This is a genomic window from Erythrobacter rubeus (assembly GCF_014705715.1).
GTDB classification, from domain to species: domain Bacteria; phylum Pseudomonadota; class Alphaproteobacteria; order Sphingomonadales; family Sphingomonadaceae; genus Erythrobacter; species Erythrobacter rubeus.
Genome location: NZ_JACXLC010000001.1, coordinates 1,805,102 through 1,822,320 on the forward strand (window position 1 = coordinate 1,805,102; position 17,219 = coordinate 1,822,320).

Annotated in this window: 17 protein-coding genes; 7 read left to right on the top strand and 10 right to left on the bottom strand. The window is 61.2% G+C overall.

All coding sequences use genetic code 11. The features are described 5' to 3' along the window. Positions 1 to 27: 27 nt before the first annotated feature. The 6 genes from IB285_RS08945 to IB285_RS08970 all read right to left on the bottom strand — a co-directional run bounded on the left by IB285_RS08945 (position 28) and on the right by IB285_RS08970 (position 6,196). Positions 28 to 801: an outer membrane beta-barrel protein gene (locus IB285_RS08945; protein ID WP_190787844.1), complete on the bottom strand. Its 774-nt coding sequence runs from the start codon at positions 799 to 801 to the stop codon at positions 28 to 30. Between the two features lie 95 nt (positions 802 to 896). Further along, positions 897 to 2,024: a dihydropteroate synthase gene (gene folP / locus IB285_RS08950; RefSeq protein ID WP_190787845.1), complete on the bottom strand. Its 1,128-nt coding sequence runs from the start codon at positions 2,022 to 2,024 to the stop codon at positions 897 to 899. Between the two features lie 266 nt (positions 2,025 to 2,290). Further along, on the bottom strand, positions 2,291 to 3,076 hold the full coding sequence (locus IB285_RS08955) for an outer membrane protein (RefSeq protein WP_190787846.1): 786 nt from the start codon (positions 3,074 to 3,076) through the stop codon (positions 2,291 to 2,293). A 163-nt stretch (positions 3,077 to 3,239) separates the two neighbouring features. Then, positions 3,240 to 4,385, bottom strand: a complete 1,146-nt coding sequence (locus tag IB285_RS08960; protein ID WP_328705907.1) for a site-specific DNA-methyltransferase — start codon at positions 4,383 to 4,385, stop codon at positions 3,240 to 3,242. Positions 4,386 to 4,626: 241 nt separating this feature from the next. Continuing rightward, positions 4,627 to 5,550 carry a calcium/sodium antiporter gene (locus IB285_RS08965; protein WP_190787847.1) on the bottom strand — a complete coding sequence of 308 codons (924 nt, stop codon included), beginning with the start codon at positions 5,548 to 5,550 and terminating at the stop codon, positions 4,627 to 4,629. Positions 5,551 to 5,575: 25 nt separating this feature from the next. Then, positions 5,576 to 6,196 carry a ribonuclease HII gene (locus tag IB285_RS08970; protein WP_190787848.1) on the bottom strand — a complete coding sequence of 207 codons (621 nt, stop codon included), beginning with the start codon at positions 6,194 to 6,196 and terminating at the stop codon, positions 5,576 to 5,578. On the opposite strand from IB285_RS08970, the gene IB285_RS08975 reads away from it, so the two are divergent. From IB285_RS08975 to IB285_RS09000, 6 genes are all read left to right on the top strand, one after another. Continuing rightward, complete coding sequence (locus IB285_RS08975; RefSeq protein WP_190787849.1) at positions 6,195 to 7,367, top strand: PQQ-dependent sugar dehydrogenase; 1,173 nt, start codon at positions 6,195 to 6,197, stop codon at positions 7,365 to 7,367. The genes IB285_RS08970 and IB285_RS08975 overlap by 2 nt on opposite strands. A 46-nt stretch (positions 7,368 to 7,413) precedes the next feature. After that, complete coding sequence (locus IB285_RS08980; protein WP_190787850.1) at positions 7,414 to 7,971, top strand: GNAT family N-acetyltransferase; 558 nt, start codon at positions 7,414 to 7,416, stop codon at positions 7,969 to 7,971. A 54-nt stretch (positions 7,972 to 8,025) separates the two neighbouring features. Further along, a complete protein-coding gene (locus IB285_RS08985; protein ID WP_190787851.1) occupies positions 8,026 to 8,586 on the top strand; it encodes a DUF1285 domain-containing protein in 561 nt (186 codons plus the stop codon). Between the two features lie 17 nt (positions 8,587 to 8,603). Continuing rightward, complete coding sequence (locus tag IB285_RS08990; RefSeq protein WP_190787852.1) at positions 8,604 to 9,203, top strand: CoA pyrophosphatase; 600 nt, start codon at positions 8,604 to 8,606, stop codon at positions 9,201 to 9,203. Further along, positions 9,200 to 10,393, top strand: coding sequence for a CCA tRNA nucleotidyltransferase (locus tag IB285_RS08995; protein WP_190787853.1), 1,194 nt, complete (start codon positions 9,200 to 9,202; stop codon positions 10,391 to 10,393). The genes IB285_RS08990 and IB285_RS08995 overlap by 4 nt, the downstream gene beginning before the upstream one ends. Before the next feature lie 246 nt (positions 10,394 to 10,639). Further along, positions 10,640 to 11,221, top strand: a complete 582-nt coding sequence (locus IB285_RS09000; protein WP_190787854.1) for a hypothetical protein — start codon at positions 10,640 to 10,642, stop codon at positions 11,219 to 11,221. Between the two features lie 132 nt (positions 11,222 to 11,353). Here the strand turns inward: IB285_RS09000 and parC are convergent, their stop codons facing one another. From parC to IB285_RS09015, 3 genes are all read right to left on the bottom strand, one after another. Beyond that, the gene (gene parC, locus IB285_RS09005) at positions 11,354 to 13,648 is read right to left on the bottom strand and encodes a DNA topoisomerase IV subunit A (protein ID WP_190787855.1); all 2,295 of its coding nucleotides are present in this window, start codon (positions 13,646 to 13,648) and stop codon (positions 11,354 to 11,356) included. 85 nt (positions 13,649 to 13,733) lie between these two features. Then, a complete protein-coding gene (locus IB285_RS09010; RefSeq protein WP_190787856.1) occupies positions 13,734 to 14,798 on the bottom strand; it encodes a right-handed parallel beta-helix repeat-containing protein in 1,065 nt (354 codons plus the stop codon). A 164-nt stretch (positions 14,799 to 14,962) separates the two neighbouring features. Continuing rightward, a complete protein-coding gene (locus tag IB285_RS09015; RefSeq protein WP_190787857.1) occupies positions 14,963 to 15,730 on the bottom strand; it encodes a helix-turn-helix domain-containing protein in 768 nt (255 codons plus the stop codon). A 75-nt stretch (positions 15,731 to 15,805) separates the two neighbouring features. Between IB285_RS09015 and IB285_RS09020 the strand changes: the two genes are divergently transcribed. Continuing rightward, positions 15,806 to 16,252 carry a nuclear transport factor 2 family protein gene (locus tag IB285_RS09020; protein WP_190787858.1) on the top strand — a complete coding sequence of 149 codons (447 nt, stop codon included), beginning with the start codon at positions 15,806 to 15,808 and terminating at the stop codon, positions 16,250 to 16,252. A 54-nt stretch (positions 16,253 to 16,306) separates the two neighbouring features. Here the strand turns inward: IB285_RS09020 and IB285_RS09025 are convergent, their stop codons facing one another. Next, positions 16,307 to 17,083, bottom strand: a complete 777-nt coding sequence (locus IB285_RS09025; protein ID WP_199803354.1) for an ion transporter — start codon at positions 17,081 to 17,083, stop codon at positions 16,307 to 16,309. Between the last annotated feature and the right edge of the window lie 136 nt (positions 17,084 to 17,219).

The window sequence follows — 17,219 nt, forward strand, 5'->3', positions numbered from 1 at the left end:
CTTCTTGATGACGGAAGTGCGCCGGCGTCAAAAGCGATAGCGCACGCCGGCAAGCACGTTCACGGTTTCGAACCGGCCATCGAGATCGGCATTAAAGAGATCGGCTCCTCCGGCGACGAAGCGCCGCTCGAAATCGAGCCCCGTGATACGCTGATAACGGACGCGGGTTTGCAGCTCGATATTATCGGTGAGGACATACTGGATGCCGATATTGCTTTGGAGCGACAAGCCGGTGTCGCCGCCAGTCACGGCGAAAGTGGGCGCGGTCGCGATCCCGTTGGCGGGGAAATAGGCAGCGTTGTGATCGACATCAGCAATTCCGATGCCGCCGCCGATGAAAGGGATGAAGCGCTGATCTTCCGCCCAGCGAAAGTCCGTCTGGTAATTGATCGATACGGTGTGCACCTCGACATCGCCATCGAACCTCTGGATGCCGCCATTGAAGCTGCCGCCGCTCACGTCCGCTTCGGAATAGGCGTATTCCAGCTCGATGCTCGGCTGCAAGAGGCCGAAAACGCGCCGCGGCAAGCGGTAGCCGATTGCCGCCGTTCCATTGAAGCCTTCGTCGTATTCGACCTCGACCTGAGCCGGGGCGCCTGCGACGCCGGGCGATCCTGCGACCGGATCCTGTATTCCATCGAAAGTTTCATCGGTAGGTGAGGATACACCGGCCTGAACGGACACATAGAACCCGCCTTCCGGCTCGAAATCCGATGACTGTGCCGCAGCAGAGGTGGCGAAGGCCGCCGCGGGAAGTGTGAGCGCCAACGCAATGGTGCGGGGAGCGAGTGTCTTGGTCATCGGAAGGCGGCCCTTGTGTTACCGTTATGGATACCCCCCGTTCGCCGCCTTTCTCCGTTCGGTTACACCGCTTTCGTTTTCTTTCGCAGCTGCCGTCAATCCATTGGCAATTGGGCGAAATCGGTAAGCGCCGCATCGCGCAGACCGCGCCAGACATTGCGGGCCTGCACCGTTTCCTTCACATCGTGAACCCGCAGCATGTGCACGCCCGCATCCATGCCCCGCATCGCCAGCGCGAGCGATCCGCCGAGCCGGTCATGCGCTTCCTCTTCATGCGAAAGCGCGCCGATCATCCGTTTCCGGCTGACACCGAGCAGCAAGGGTGAACCCAGCGCGTGGAACAGCGGCAAGGCGTTCAGCAAAGCCAGGTTGTCCGCCAGGCTCTTGCCGAAGCCGATACCGGGATCGAGCATGATGCGGTCTTCGGCGACCCCGCCGACAACGGCTCGGTCGCGAGCGGCCTTCAGGAAGTCGAACACCTCGCTGACCACATCGCGGTACTCGCCGCCCTCATGCAGATCGTCGCCGCTGCCCGGTGCGTGCATCAGGATGACCGGGCATCCGCTGTTCGCCGCCAGCTCCGCGGAGCGAGGGTCGTAGCGCAGCGCCGATACGTCATTGGCGATGTGCGCCCCAGCCTTCAACGCTGCCTCAAGCACACCTGCGCGCCGTGTATCCACGCTGATCGCGGCGCCCATGGCCGCGCAGTATTCGATTGCAGGGAGCACGCGATCCTTCTCGTCCCCCTCCCACGTCGCCGCAGCGCCGGGCCGCGTGCTCTCGCCCCCGATGTCGATTACGGCCGCTCCCGCCTCCAGCATGGCGGCGGCATGGGCTTGTCCGGCATCGGGACGTTCGAGGAACTCGCCGCCATCGAAGAAGCTGTCAGGCGTCACGTTCAGCACGCCCATCACCTGCGGCTGGTCGAAGCGTATCGTCCGCTCTCCGGCTTGCCACGGCGCGTGCACCTTCTGCAGGTTGGCCCATTGCCTCCGCGCTTCCTGGGCAAGAGCGGTGTCCAGCCCATCTAGTGCGCTTTCGAACTCGCGCGCGCCGAACAGGACCCGCTGCACCGGTGCCCCGCCTTCGCGCACCACAAGGGCGAAGCGGCTCGCATAGACCATCGAGCCTGCCAGCCGGATCGCCGCACCATCCTCTGCCTGTGGCCCGCTGGCGAAGCCGATCGGGTGGAGGTAGACCCGCGCGTCGCCCGTATCGCTCATGGGATACACCGTAACATGGACCGCATGTTACACGGTCCTGGCGCAGTATTTTTCGGGGAGTTCGCGAGCCTATTTAGCGGGCTGGCGGAGTGTCGATAGAGGCGGCTGTTCGTCATGCGCATATCGATAGCGCCTGACCGCGAAGTAGGACAGCTCGAGCGCCCAAGCTTTGAACAGCCACAAACAGGCATCGGCAGACGCCGCACGAAAAAGGGCCGCGCATCGCTGCGCGGCCCTTTGTGCTTTTGGATAAAATCCCGGCTTGCTTACTGACCAAGCTGGAAACGCACGCCGAGCGAAAGGATCGACTGCGAGGATTCCACATCCAGCGTTGCGGGCAGCAGGGTAAGCGGAATTTCCGCATCCTCGGTGGTGTCACGATAGGTGTATTGGCCGAAGACGTCGAAGCCTGGTGATACTTCAAAACTCGCGCCTGCCATCAGCTGATAGGAGAACGCGCTGTCATCATCGTCGGCGATAGCCACGCCCGACGGGCTGAAATCGACATCGACCCACTGATAACCGATCCCGGCGCCGATATACGGCTTGAACGCGCTGCCCGTATTGATGTCGTAATAGACATTGCCGAACACACCGAAATTGGAGACATCGCCCTGCCCGTCGGCAATCACCGTGCCGACAGTCGGGTTCGCAGCATCGGGCACACCGCGGGTCAGGATCGCAACGTCTGCGCCGTCGATATTTGCGCCGCCCACGGTCAGACCGCTGTGTGTGTCGACGTCATATTCTGAATACGCCGCTTCCAGTTCGAGGCGGAAGCCATTGTCGAATGCATAACCAGCCTGACCGCTGATAGCGAAACCGGTGTCGAACTCGGTTTCCCAGCCCAGCTCGGTGCCGGCGGGAATCGCGCCGAAATCGTCGGTCGCCGGGACATCGACGTCGAATTCGCCCGAATTCGTGCTGTCTTCGGGCAGAGCTACACCGCCGCTGACGCCGATATAAGGACCATCGGCCAGTGCTGCCGTTGGCGCCGCAAAAAACGCAATGGCCGCTGCGGGGAGTAAGCTACGTGAGAATACTTTGGTCATTTCTTCCTCATTCATTTCTGAACGCAAACGCTGGGGGAGTTGCGCTTGCCCGAACGAGGAACGAGGAGAATTGCGTCAGGTTTCAGGCACTTGCGACCAACTGTTTCCGTCTCACGACAGAATGTTGCGCTTGAAACTTATAAACGATGGACCGAAAGCGCGCTTATCCGTCTTCGGACGCAAGCAGATGAATCTGACGCGCCGCATCGATCGGTTTTACGTCTTTCCCGGCGGGTCCTTCGACCTCGTAGTGCCAGAACGTCCAGCCATTGCAGCTGGGTGCGTCCTGCAAGTCCTTGCCCAGGCCATGAATGGATCCGGTCTTGCCCTGATATTCGAGCGAGCCATCCGCGCGCACCAGCGCAATCCAGCGGCGTTTCTTGTCGAACACCTTGGTGCCCGGCGGGATGAGCCCGTTCTCGACCAGCGTTCCGAAAGCAACACGTGGTGCGGTCTTCTTCGATTGCATGGTTTCAAGCGCGCTCTCATCGAGCGGGAGTTCTTTCTCGATCCGTTTCATGGCGACGCCGCGATAGAATTCCTCGCGCTCGCAGCCGATCCAGTCGCGGCCCAAGCGCTTGGCAACGGCGCCGGTTGTCCCGGTTCCGAAGAACGGATCGAGCACCACATCGCCTTTTTCGGTGGTGGCTAGCAGGACGCGGTACAGCAGCGCTTCGGGTTTTTGGGTGGGGTGCGCCTTTTTCCCATCCTCTTTCAGCCGCTCTCCGCCGGAGCAGATCGGCAACACCCAGTCGCTGCGCATCTGCAATTCGTCGTTGAGTGTTTTCATCGCGCGGTAATTGAAATGGTAGCGCGCCTTTTCCCCCTGGCTCGCCCAGATCAGAGTTTCGTGCGCGTTGGTGAAGCGCGTGCCCTTGAAATTCGGCATCGGATTGGTCTTCCGCCAGACGACGTCGTTCAAAATCCAAAAGCCCAGATCCTGCAGGATCGCCCCGACGCGAAAGATATTGTGATAGCTGCCGATGACCCACAGCGCGCCATCGGGTTTTAGGACGCGGCGGGCCTCGGTCAGCCAGTCGCGCGTGAATTCGTCATAGACACGGAAACTGTCGAACTGATCCCAGTGATCGGTGACCGCATCGACTTCGCTGCCGTCCGGCCGGTTGAGGTCACCGCCAAGCTGGAGGTTATAGGGCGGATCGGCGAACACGCAGTCGATCGAATTGTCGGGCAATGATCGCATCGCCTCGACGCAGTCGCCGGTGAGAATTTGCCCGATCGGCAGAAGCGCGCGGATTTCTTCCGCACCAAGCCTTTTCGATGCTTTCGACGCGCGTTTCGCCTGCACCTTCGCTGTTTCGATCACGCCCACGACATCTTTCTCCACACGCCGGACCCAGAGTTATCCACAGGGTGAGTCCATCCCCACTCTGCGTCAAGCGAAGATTCTGAAGGGTTATGGTTAATGCGCCGTAAAACGCGCAGCCTTTGACACGGAACGAAAGGTGACCAGCACAAGATGTTGAGTCCTCTCGTTAATCCGGGACTCGATATGAAGGGGTGTGGTCGGGAAGACTCGGTCCGCGCGATTAATTGAAAACGAGCACGACGTTGGCGGCAAACGCCGCGACCAGCGCCGCGCCGAGCAGACGTCCGATCTGTTTTCCGCGCCACAGCAGCGCGAGAAGCAGCACCGCGCTTCCCGTGAGGAGCGCCATCTGCAGGCCGACCAGCTCGATCGGCAAGGCGAAAGGCGCAATGCTCATGGTCGCCCCCCCGATCAGCAGGATGTTGTAGATGTTGGAGCCCACCACATTGCCGAGGGCGAGGCCCGGCTTTCCGCGCAAAGCCGCTGCGATCGAAGCGGCAAGTTCCGGCAGGGATGTGCCGACAGCGACCACCGTCAGACCGATTACCGTTTCAGGAACGCGGAAAATCGTCGCAAGCGAAATCGCGCCGGTGACGAGCGCATTGCCTCCCACCACCAGAATGCCGAGGCCGGCCACAAACAGCACGACCGCGATCACAGCGTTGGAGGGGCCATCCTCGTCCTCCTCCTCTATCTGAGCGGCACCGGGGTGACGGTAGCGCCAGACGATATAGCCGAGAATGCCGCCAAGCAGCGCGATCCCGATCCACCGCGCGCCGAGCTGCGACCATACGAGCGCCCACAGCAGCAGCGTCGCTCCAAGAGCGAAGACCGCATCACGTCGTCCCGTCCCGGTCAACACGATCGGCATCACCAGCGCGGAAACACCCAGGATAAGGAGCGTGTTCGCTAGGTTCGAGCCGACGATATTGCCCCACGCGATCTCGGGCGATCCGGCGAGAGCGGCTTGGACGCTTGCGACCATTTCGGGCATCGAGGTCGCAAAGCCGACGATGACGAGGCCGGTAAAAAGCGTGGAGACGCCGAGTTTCTGGGCAATGCCCACGGCACCGCGCACCAGCAGCTCACCGCCAATGGCAAGGCCGACCAATCCGGCAAGGCTCAGGAGAATCGCGTTCAGCATGGGCGGCGCTTAGGGCAAGCGTGTTCTACAGCAAAGTCGCTTGCGCGACGGGAGCAAAGCTTTGGCGGTGGAAGGGTGTCGGTCCATGGAGGCGCAACGCTTCCATGTGCTCTCTCGTTCCATACCCCTTATTGCGTTCCCAGCCGTAATGCGGATGGGCGGCTGAGGCCTCTACCATCATCCGGTCGCGCCACTCCTTTGCGACGATCGATGCCGCGCTGATGGCAGGCTCGAACCCGTCACCGCCAACGATCGCGCGCGCGTTCCAGCGCCACCCTGCGCGCCGTCCCGCTGGCGTCATGTTCCCATCGATCAGCACCTCGAGAGGCTCACCGCATTGCCCCGCAAGATCGGCGACGCAGCGCGTCATCGCCTCCATCGTCGCCTGGAAGATATTGAGCCGGTCGATCTCCTCAGGCTGCGCCACGGCCACCGCCCAGAGACACGTCCGCCGGATCTCCTGGTCGAGCACAGCGCGCCGTTTGGCAGATAACTTCTTGGAATCGTCGAGCCCTGCCGGTACGTCCTCACCCAGCACAACGGCAGCGGCCACGACCGGTCCTGCCAGCGGCCCGCGCCCCGCTTCATCCACGCCGATAATGGCTGGCCGGGCACCGGAATTACAATCGGGAGTTATCTCAACCATGACGCACACATCCAAGCTTCCGCTCGCACTTTCCCTTTCGGCCTTCGCGCTCGCAAGCTGCGCGGCGGCAGAAACCGGGGATAGCGCAGAAACCGAGCAAAGCGCCGACATCGCATTCGACGTGACTGAAATGGGCACTTTCGATGAGCCATGGGCGATCGAATTCGCGCCCGGCACCGGAATGCTGTTCGTGACCGAGAAAGAGGGCACGCTCAAATTCATCGACACCGCCGCCAATGACGGCGCAGGCCGGATGGGTACGGTCACCGGCGTGCCCGAGGTTGCCTACGGCGGACAGGGCGGATTTGGCGATATCGCCTTCCTGCCATCGGAAGCCTCCGACACGTTCAATCGCCGCACCGTCTATCTCAGCTGGGCCGAAGCCGGAGAAGGCGACACCCGCGGCGCGGTCGTGGGACGTGGCACGATGGTCTGCGAAGAGACCGATGCCTGCGCGATCGAGGACCTCAATGTCATCTGGCGGCAGGCTCCGAAAGTGACCGGACAGGGCCATTATTCGCACCGCATCACCTTCTCGCCGGACGAGCAGTACATGTTCATCGCTAGCGGTGACCGGCAGAAGCTTGAACCAGCGCAGGACACGACCAACACGCTCGGCACGATCGTACGGCTGAACCTCGATGGCACCCCGGCGACAGGCAATCCGATGGCCGACCAAGGCGGCAACACCGCTGAAATCTGGTCCTACGGCCATCGCAACATCCTTGGCATGGATTGGGACGAGCAGGGCCGCCTCTGGGACGTCGAGCATGGTCCGGCAGGCGGCGATGAGCTCAACCTGGTGGCCGCTGGCGCAAACTACGGCTGGCCGACCCGCTCCTACGGCGATCACTACAATGGCGATCCGATCGAGGACCATTCGCCGGATGACGGCTTTACCAAGCCGGCCGCGACATGGACTCCGGTGATCGCGCCGGGCGACATGATCATCTATTCCGGCGACATGTTCGCACCGTGGAAAGGCGATGCGCTGATCGCTGGGCTCAGCAGCCAGGCTATCGTGCATGTCGCGATCGACGGTGACGAAGCGTCCGAAGTCGCTCGTCACGAGTTCGATGGCCGGATCCGCTCGATCGAAGAGGGTCCCGATGGCAGCGTCTGGATCGCCGAAGACGGGCCTGAGGGCCGAGTGCTCAAGCTCAGCATGTGATTTTTTGATGGGCACGGCGCGCCAAACGGCTTAAGCGCGCCGCCCCATGTCAGATCACGCTGCGACCCTTATCCCGCTATCCGCTGTCGACCCGGCAATGGTCGACGAATTGCTCGACCGCGCTTTCGGGAAAGACCGCCATGCGCGCACGGCGTACCGGATCCGCGCAGGCATGGCACCGCTCGATGCACTGAGCTTTGCCGCGCTCGACGAAGACGAGATGCTGGTTGCCACGATCCAGTGCTGGCCGGTCGCGCTGATCGATGAAGATGCGCGGCCCGTTCCGCTGGTGATGGTGGGGCCGGTCGCGGTGCTGCCGGAACGGCAGGGCGAAGGCTTCGGCATGGGACTGATGGCAGCCATGCTTGATGCCGATACCCGACTTGCGCAAAACGGGTCGCCATCCTTCCCGCAAGTCCTGATCGGCGATGCCGATTATTACGGAAGGTGGGGATTTTCTTCGGCGGCTACCGGCGGCTGGCGCTGCCCCGGCCCATTCGAGCCCGAGCGCCTGCTCGCCCGCGGTGCAGCGCTTTCCGCGATGCCGAAACACGGCATGCTCGGCCCGTGGAACCCCGAAGGCGGGATCGCAGGGCGCGATTAAGGTCGTCTCCCGACTTGGCGGGAACACAGAGTTCTGGCATCGCATTATAGCGTCATGCCTTACGAACCGCCCCCCTATCTCGCCGAACTGACCCTTGCCGAAATCGCGGAGCAAGTTGCAAACCGCAAGCTGCCGCCTGTCGAAGGCTGGGCGCCCCAGCAGATCGGCGAAAGCGAGATGCGCATCGCTGCGGATGGCACCTGGTATCACGAAGGCGATCCGATCCGCCGCCCGGCCATGGTGCGCGCGTTTTCGGGCCTCCTGACTCGCGATGATGCCGGACAGCACTGGCTGGTCACGCCATTCGAAAAGCTTAGCATCGAAGTTGACGACGCGGCTTTCGTCGCGGTCGATTGCGTGATGCGCGATGGCGATATCGCGTTCCGCCTCAACACCGATGAACTGGTGGTGGCAGGCCCCGACAATGCGATCCGTGCGGCGGGCGATCCCGAAACCCCGGCAATCTATCTCCACGTGCGCCGCGGCTGCGAGGCACGCCTCAACCGCTCGACCTATGGACAGCTCGCCGATATCGCGATGGAAACAAGCGGGGACGATCTCAATCAAGGCCTGATGGTGACGAGCCAGGGCGCGATTTTTTCGCTCCTTCCCTGAAGGAACGCGCAGGCTGCATGAGCACGGTTTTCACCTCACTCAAGGCCGCCTTCGAGGCGGGGCACGCCCGCGACATTCCCGACCTGCTAACCGATGCGGAATTCGCAGACGGCCGCTCCACCCCGGCAGCGGTGCTGATAGCCGTTACCGATGTAGACGATGATCCGCAGGTCATTCTGACCCAGCGCCCGCGCGGAATGCGCGATCACCCCGGTCAGGTCGCCTTTCCCGGCGGCAAGCTCGATCCGGGCGAAGATGCGGTGACCGCCGCGCTGCGTGAAGCGGAGGAAGAGCTATCGCTACCGCGCGAAAAGGTGCGCGTAATCGGCACGAGCGACGACTATCAGACCGGCACCGGTTTCTGCGTCACCCCGGTGCTCGCAGTGGTCCCTTCGGGCCTGGAGCTCGTACCAAACCCCGCCGAAGTCGAAGCATGGTTCGAAGCGCCGCTTGCACTGCTGCTCGAACGCAGTAACTGGTCGGTCAACGAGGTGTACTGGCGGGGGGCGAACCGGCGCTATCTGGAAATGGACTATCAAGGCTTTCGGATCTGGGGCGTGACCGCAGCGATTATAGCGAACCTTTCGCGGCGCATCTCGCTCGAGCCATCGGCATGAGCGGACACGACTTTCCGGGTTCATTGGAGGATGCGAGCTGGCCGCGGCGCGATGGCCTGCGCCTGCTTACAGGTGCACTTGGCGCGGACAACATCCGCTGGGTCGGCGGCGCGGTCCGGGACACCTTGCTTGGCAGCGAAGTCAGCGATGTCGATTGTGCGACGACGCACCTGCCCGACGCCGTGATCGACAAATGCCGGGAGGCAGGCATACGCACCGTGCCCACCGGGATCGACCACGGCACAATCACCGCCATACTCGAAGACGGGCCGGTCGAAATCACGACCCTGCGCCATGATGTCTCGACCGATGGAAGACGTGCAACGGTCGCATTCGCTAGCGACTGGCGCGACGACGCGGCGCGCCGCGACTTCACCATCAACGCCCTGTACGCGCACCCCGAGACACTCGAGATTACGGACTACTTCGGCGGACTGGATGATCTCGCCGTGCGCCGCGTCCGTTTCATCGGCGATCCGCGCGAGCGAATAGCAGAGGATCACCTGCGCATACTGCGATATTACCGGTTCCAGGCACGCTTCGGGGCCGAGCTGGATCACGAAGCGGAAGAAGCCTGCGCCGATCTGGCCGACACGATCAAGGGGCTGAGCCGTGAACGTGTCGCCGATGAATTGCTCAAGCTGCTGGCCCTGCCCGATCCGGGCGACACGGTGGAGCGGATGTTCAACCGCGCGGTGCTGCGGGTGATCTTGCCGGAAACGGCGCTTCCGCATGTCGAGCTGATGCGCGACGTCATCGAGCGGGAGCGGTCGTTCGGTTATCCGCCGGACCCGCTGCGCCGGCTCGCCGCTCTGCTGCCCCCCTCCCCCGATGTCGCGGAAATCGTCGCGGCGCGTCTGCGCCTGTCGAAGGCTCAGCGCAGCGTGCTGGTGGGAACGGCCAAGCGATTGGAAACCGATCGCGACCATCCCAAAGCGCTCGCCTATGAAGAGGGAACGGACATTGCCGTGCACCGGCTGCTCCTGCTCGGTGACGACGCTAGCGCGGTCAGGGGCTGGGACGTACCGAGCTTTCCGCTGAAGGGCGGCACGATCGTCGCACGCGGGGTCGATGCCGGGCCTGAGGTCGCGCGGATCCTGCGCGCGGTCGAGCGGCGCTGGGTGGCCGAAGGGTTTCCCGGCGAAGAGCGGGTCGGGCAACTCCTCGATGAGGAACTGAGCGCCGCTTAACGTTTACGTTAAGGTTCGCTTCACCTGCGGTCCGTCATAGGAAACCCACCGGTCGCCCGGTTGAAAAGCGCATGCTCTCTGTCTAGGGGAACTTCCTGCGCGGTTCGTTCATTGGTCGGGTGCGCGCATTTCATCGCTGTTGGCGTCGACATTGTTGGCCCTTTCGGGTCCGAAGCCAGTCATGCGTGCGCTGCCCTTCCGTTCTGCGGCGGCCCTCACGAGTTTGATCAACGGAGAGTACTTCTTATGAAATTCGCAAAGCTGGCAATTCTGGCCACCGCAATGGCTGTGACCCCCTACGCGGCATCCGCGCAGGATGCGGGCGCTGTTGTTTACGGCAATGACGACGCGCCGATCGGTACCGTCGAAAGCAATGCCGATGGCATCGTGACCGTCGACACCGGCGCGCATAAGGCGCCGCTGCCCGCAAACCTCCTCGCCGAGCGTGAAGGCAAGTGGACTGTCAATGCCACGAAAGACCAGATCAACAGCATGCTCGACGCGCAGAAAGCCGAAGCCGACGCCGCGCGTGACGCTGCTCTCGTTGCTGGCGCTGCAGTGATCAGCGCAGACGGAATGCCCGCTGGCACTGTCTACACTGTCGATGACGCCGACACCGCGATCGTTCAGAGCGACGCCGGGATCATCACGCTGAAGCGCGAATCTTTCGTCGTCGATCCCAACGGCGCCCTGATGGTGCTGTTCTCGGCTGCAGACATCGCCGCCAACACCGTCGAAGTGCCCGAAGGTGCCGAGATTCTGACCCCGGCTCAGGCTGCTGCGAAGCAGGCAGAAGCGGAAGCCGAAACAGAAGCCGACGCTGGCTAATGCCGCGGCGCTTGGCAGGCGATCCCAGCCCGCCAGCCAATCGATTCTGAGAAAAGGCCGTGAGTGTCATTCGGACATTCGCGGCCTTTCTTTTTTTGCGGCTGATATGCGCGGGCGCATCAATCGCCCGGATCAATCAAAAGTGTTGTTCTTCGGGAAACCCTGCGGCGGCAGACGCCCGGCGGCGCTGCGGGCGACTTTCCACTGCCAGATGTCGGTTTCGGTCCGGGTGCGATCGCCTGATCCTCCCATTTTCCAGCTCAGCCCGTCTTCCAGCTTGAAAGTCGTCGCGTCCGACAGACCGCCATCGCGGTAGCGTTGCAGCATCACGCCCTGCCCTCGCGCCATGACCGGCATCTCTTCAAGGTTGAATACGATCAGCTTGCGGTTATCGCCCACGCAGGCGACGTGATCGTGCTCTTCGGGGATTTCCCGGATCACCTGCAATTTCGCATCGCCTTTAAGGTTCACCACCTGCCTGCCCTTGCGCGTTTCAGCGAGCAGATCGTTGGTTTCCGCCACGAAGCCCTTGCCGATCGAAGATGCGAGCAGCAGCTTTCCGCCCGGTTTGTGAACGACCATGCTCGCAATCGCGGTATCTGCCTCCAGATCGATCATCGTGCGCACCGGCTCTCCAAACCCGCGCGCACCCGGCAGTTTATCGCAGCCGAGCGTGTAGAAACGGCCGTTATGCGCCGCGATCAGCAGCTTGTCGGTGGTCTGCGCGTGCAGAATATGGGCCAGTGCATCGCCTTCCTTGTACTTGAATTCCTGATCGAGCGGCACGTGGCCTTTCGCGGCGCGGATCCAGCCTTTCTGGCTGAGTATCACGGTCACCGGCTCTTTCTCGATCATCGCATCCATCGAAAACTCGACGGCGGGTTCCGCCTCCTCGATGCGCGTGCGCCGCGCGCCAATGGCGGTATCCTCGGCATAATCCTTTCGCAGACCCCGCAAGTCCTTTTTCAACCGCGTGCGCTGGCGGGCCGGACTGCCCAGCAGTTTTTCGAGATCATCCTGCTCTGCCAGCAGGTCCGTCTTTTCCTGATTGAGCTCCATCTCCTCGAGCTTGCGCAGGCTCCGCAGCCGCATGTTGAGGATCGCCTCGGCCTGCCGGTCGGTCAGGCTGAACTCCGCTATCATCACCGCCTTGGGCTCGTCCTCATAGCGGATGATCTCGATCACCCGGTCGAGGTTGAGGAAGGCGATGATGTAGCCCTCGACGAGTTCCAGCCGCCGCGCGATCTGATCGAGACGGTGCTGGGTACGGCGCTGGAGGATCTCGATCTGCGAGGCCGTCCAGTGTTGGAGCAATTCCTTCAGTCCCATCACCATCGGCGTGCGCGTCGCATCGAGGACGTTGAGGTTAAGGCCGAAGCGGGTTTCCATGTCCGTCAGCTTGAAGATCGATTCTTTCAGCAACTCCGGATCGACGTTCCGGCTTTTGGGCACCAGCACGATCCGGATCGTCTCGTCGCTTTCGTCGCGCACATCTTCGAGGATCGGCAGCTTCTTGTCGGCAATCGCCTGCGCGATCTGCTCGATCAGCTTGCCCTTTGCGACCTGATAGGGGATTTCGGAGATGACAAGCTGCCACTGCCCGCCACCCAAACGTTCGATCCCGGCGACCTTGTCTTCCGGTTTGTCCGCTTCGGGAGCCTCGAACACGCCGCGCACGCGGAAGCTGCCCCGCCCGGTCGCGTAGGCTTCCGAGATGATGTCCTTGCTGTCGATGATCTGACCGCCGGTGGGTAGGTCTGGCCCGCGGAACAGTTCCATCAGCCGTTCGTGTTCGACATGCGGATTGTCGATCAGCTCAAGCGTCGCATCGATAATTTCGGCGACATTGTGGGATGGAATGTTGGTCGCCATGCCGACGGCGATCCCGCTCGCACCATTGGCCAGCAGGTTTGGAAACAGGCCCGGCATCAGTTCGGGTTCCTGCTCCTCGCCATTGTAGGTAGGGATGAAATCGACAGTGCCCGCATCCAGCCCGTCCATCAGCTGCATCGCGGTCCGAGTCAGGCGCGCCTCGGTGTAGCGATAGGCAGCCGCGTTATCGCCATCGATGTTGCCGAAATTGCCCTGCCCTTCGACGAGCGGGTAACGCAGCGAGAAATTCTGCGCGAGCCGAACCATCGCATCATAGGCAGCGGTATCGCCATGCGGGTGATACTTGCCGATGACCTCGCCCACAACGCGGGCCGATTTCTTGAAGGTGTTGGCCGGGTCGAGCTTCAGCTGCCGCATGGTCCAGAGCAGCCGGCGATGAACCGGCTTCAATCCGTCGCGCAGATCCGGCAGCGAACGCGCGGTGATCGTGGACAGCGCATAGACGAGATAACGCTCGGAAAGAGCAGCATCGAACGGCGCATCGACAATCGCGTCGAACGGATCGGAATCATCGGGCAAAGTAGTCTCGGACATCCTCTTCGCTTAGCAACGCACGCCCTGCGCGGGGAGAGGCGTTTCCACAGGATAAGAGCTTTGTTTGTTCAGATCGAACGTTCGGTCATCGCAGCGAGCAAACCTCCGATGTGTTTGTATTGCCCTCTGTATAAAGACGCTTCGCGCTTTCCGGGGGAGGCGTGCAGCCCGCGGCCACGTCATCCTGGTAGAAATGGTATTCCGGCATCGGGTTACATTGAAGCGTTCCATCGAGGACATTGCTCTTGAACGTATTGCCCCAGCTCGGACATTCCGGCGAACGTTTGGTGCAATCGTCTCTCGCCTCTTTGTCGCAATACCAGTCCGAATAACCGTACAGGCCTGCCTTGCTGAACCGGTTCTTCGAAATTTCGTTATTGTCCGAAGCATCGCGCAGTCTGATCGCATCACCGCTGACATTCCAAAACCGGTTTCGCACGATCCGGTTGTCGCTGGAGTGATGCGCTAGGTAAAGCGCGTGGATCAGGCGCGATCCCCGTCCGATGTTTTCGATATTGGCAAAGTGGTTGTCGCTGATGACGTTCGCTTTGGAATTCCTGAACCGAATGGCGGCAGTCGAAGGGACGAGATCTGTGTTGAAGCCATTGCCGATGTCTTCGAAGTAAGACCCTTGTACACTGTTGCCGCCGTTCGATGCGGAGGGCCGGTTCCTGTTTCCATCGAAAGATATCGCGGTCTGGTATCGCTTTATGTGAAGATCTTCGAAGTGAAGATTGGTCTGCGCTCCATTCGCGGAAGTGAGGATAAACCAGGTGCCTCCTTCGCATTGGGGAGGTTCGGGATCAGGAGCCGGGCAACCATCGAACACGGGGCGGCTCTTGTCTTTATCGAGAGGCAAAAACGTGATGGAGTTGTCCGGCATGGTGAATGTCCATGTGACATGTTGATCATAATACGTTCCCGCCGCGATGCGGATTTCCGTGTCTTGGCCGGGATTTGCTGCCATCAATATTTCGTGCGCTCTGTTCAAACTCAGGATCGCAGTGCCGCGGGTCAATCCATCACGTCGATCATCGCCTGACGAGGCCACATAGATCGTAAATACGTCGCGATGCGTCACGCTCGCGCATGCCCCGGCGAGGCTCAGGCAAGCGAGAAGAAGCATCAGCAGTGTTGTACGCACACCCACGCTAGTTTCCTCTTCAATCTCGGCTTGGCCTCTGGCGGAGCGCACTGCACGATAGCCGGGAAGCTCCTAGCTATTGCCGGGACATGAATTGCATCTCTAGTGGCGGCAGATGAACAGGCGCAACACAAAGATGGCACGCACTTGAATGACGGCGGCAAGCGTCGCTACCCGCAAATGTGCGCAACCAACGCTTCACTCGCATCGTCTGCGGGAACGAAACTCTCGATCCGTAGCGAATCCAGTTCGAGATCTCCGGGCGAGGCAAAATGCGTAAGCACCGATATAATCGCGAGGTCCTTATTCGCGATGCGATAGCGTTCAATAAGCACAGGCGGGGGGAGGTCGTGAAATGCTCCGCACAGCTCGGCAGATGGGTAGCCTTCAAGGCGGCTTAGAACTGGCAAGAGTGCCCGGTCTTGGGCAGCTTCGATACGGACACGCCGAAGTGTTTCGGAGAGCGTTTCGCGCGGATTGGTTAGCCAGCGCACCAATCCCGCTGGATGGAAAAGCAGATCATATATGTTCGGTCCGGTTGACGGAGCCGTCATATTCCAAAGATCTTGCCTGGGCGCCACCTCGGCGAGTAGCCGGCCTAATGCGCCATTTGCGGCGAGGAGCGTGCCATCGGGTCGAAACGCATAGGCAGGCCAATGCGATACCCGCTCCACCATTTCATCGATAAACGGTTTTTCATGCTCTCGTGACATCGAAAGCTCGGCAAGCGGCGCGAGCGACGCGAACAGGGCGCGGTGCTCCCACCCCCTGAGTGCAAGAGCCTTGCTAAGCTTTGCCAGGCTTTGGTCCCCAGGCCGGGCGCGCCCTGTCTCAAGAAAGCTGAGATGCCTCTGAGACAAGCCTGCACGGCCTGAAAGCTCCTCCTGCGACCATCCGCGCGAACGCCGAATGCGAGCGAGATTAAATCCGAATGACATGACTTGAGATTATGACGTCTAGGTAATTGAGTCCATTACCTTCACAGATCATTCTGCAGGAAAGGAGCAGAATTGATGATCGAGAACTGGAGAAAATGGATCGCTGCGTTCGACAAAGCTGTTGGCGCAGACGATTGGGACGCGCTTCGTCCTCTTATGAGCGAAAATGTCACTTACACCGTCTCGGGCGTTCCGTTCGCCTGCCATTTAATCGGCATCAATGCGGTGCTCGCAGGGTTCAGAAAGTCGATCGCCAACTTCGACAAACATTTCGACCAAAGATGGTGGTTCGGTGTCGGGGTTCGGGAGTTCGCGCCAAATGTCGTCTGCGCGCGCGCCATGGGCGTCTACCGTCTGGGAGATCTGCCGCTACTGCATTTCTCCGCGCCGAGCACTTGGCGGTTCGAAGATGGCAAGGTAGCGGCCATGCAGGATTGTTATGACGTGGCGGAAGGCGACGTTCAGGATGCGCTTGCGTGGCTGGGGGAGCACGCGCCGGAACTCGATGCGAGCTATAACTAGAGCTGGAAACCGGCGCAGTGGCCGAAGCTCTGGCATCTGCTTTGGCGAGCGGTCCTAAGACTGCTGGCCACTGCGCAATTCAGCGATATCGGCTCTTAAGTCGCGCAGTTCGCGAAGAATTTCCTCCCGCTCATCGTGCGCCTCTTCATCGGTAGCCTCCGCCATCGCGTTGACGATGACACCGATGAACAGGTTTAGCACGATGAAGCTTGTAATCAGGATGAACGGGACGAAGAACATCCATGCCCACGGGAACACTTCCATCACCGGGCGCACGATGCCCATCGACCAGCTTTCCAGCGTCATGATCTGGAACAGCGAATAGAGCGACGCGCCGAGCGAGCCGAACCATTCGGGGAACGCCTCTCCGAACAGTTTCGTCGCCATCACCGCGCTGATGTAGAACAGTAGCAGCAGCATCACGATCACCGTGGCGATACTGGGAATGGCGCTGAACAAGCCGACGATGACCTTGCGCATGCTCGGCACCACGGAAACCAGTCGAAGCGCTCTCAGAATGCGCAGTGCACGCAGGACAGAGAATTGCTCCCCCGCGGGCACCAGCGCCGCGCCGACGATGGCGAGATCGAACACGTTCCAGCCATTGCGGAAAAACGCGAGCCTGTAGGCAAACAGCTTGATCGCGAGTTCGATCACGAAAATAGCGATGGCGATCTGGTCCAATCGCCGGATGAGCTCGCCTGCGACAGACATCGCCCCGGGATAGGTTTCCAGGCCCAGACCGATCGCGTTGATGACGATGACGGTTATGATGAACCGTTCGAACCAGCGCGCCTCGACCAGGTCCTTCGCGCGTTGCTGCATAGTCATTCGTGAGTTCTCCGATGGCCCGGAAAACGCGGTGGGCCGGACGTTCGCAGCTCGCCTTACCATCGCAACGCCTCGTCTGCCATCCCGGAACGGCGCCTCGCCTCCTTCGTACTATTATCAAACGAATACAAGGAGA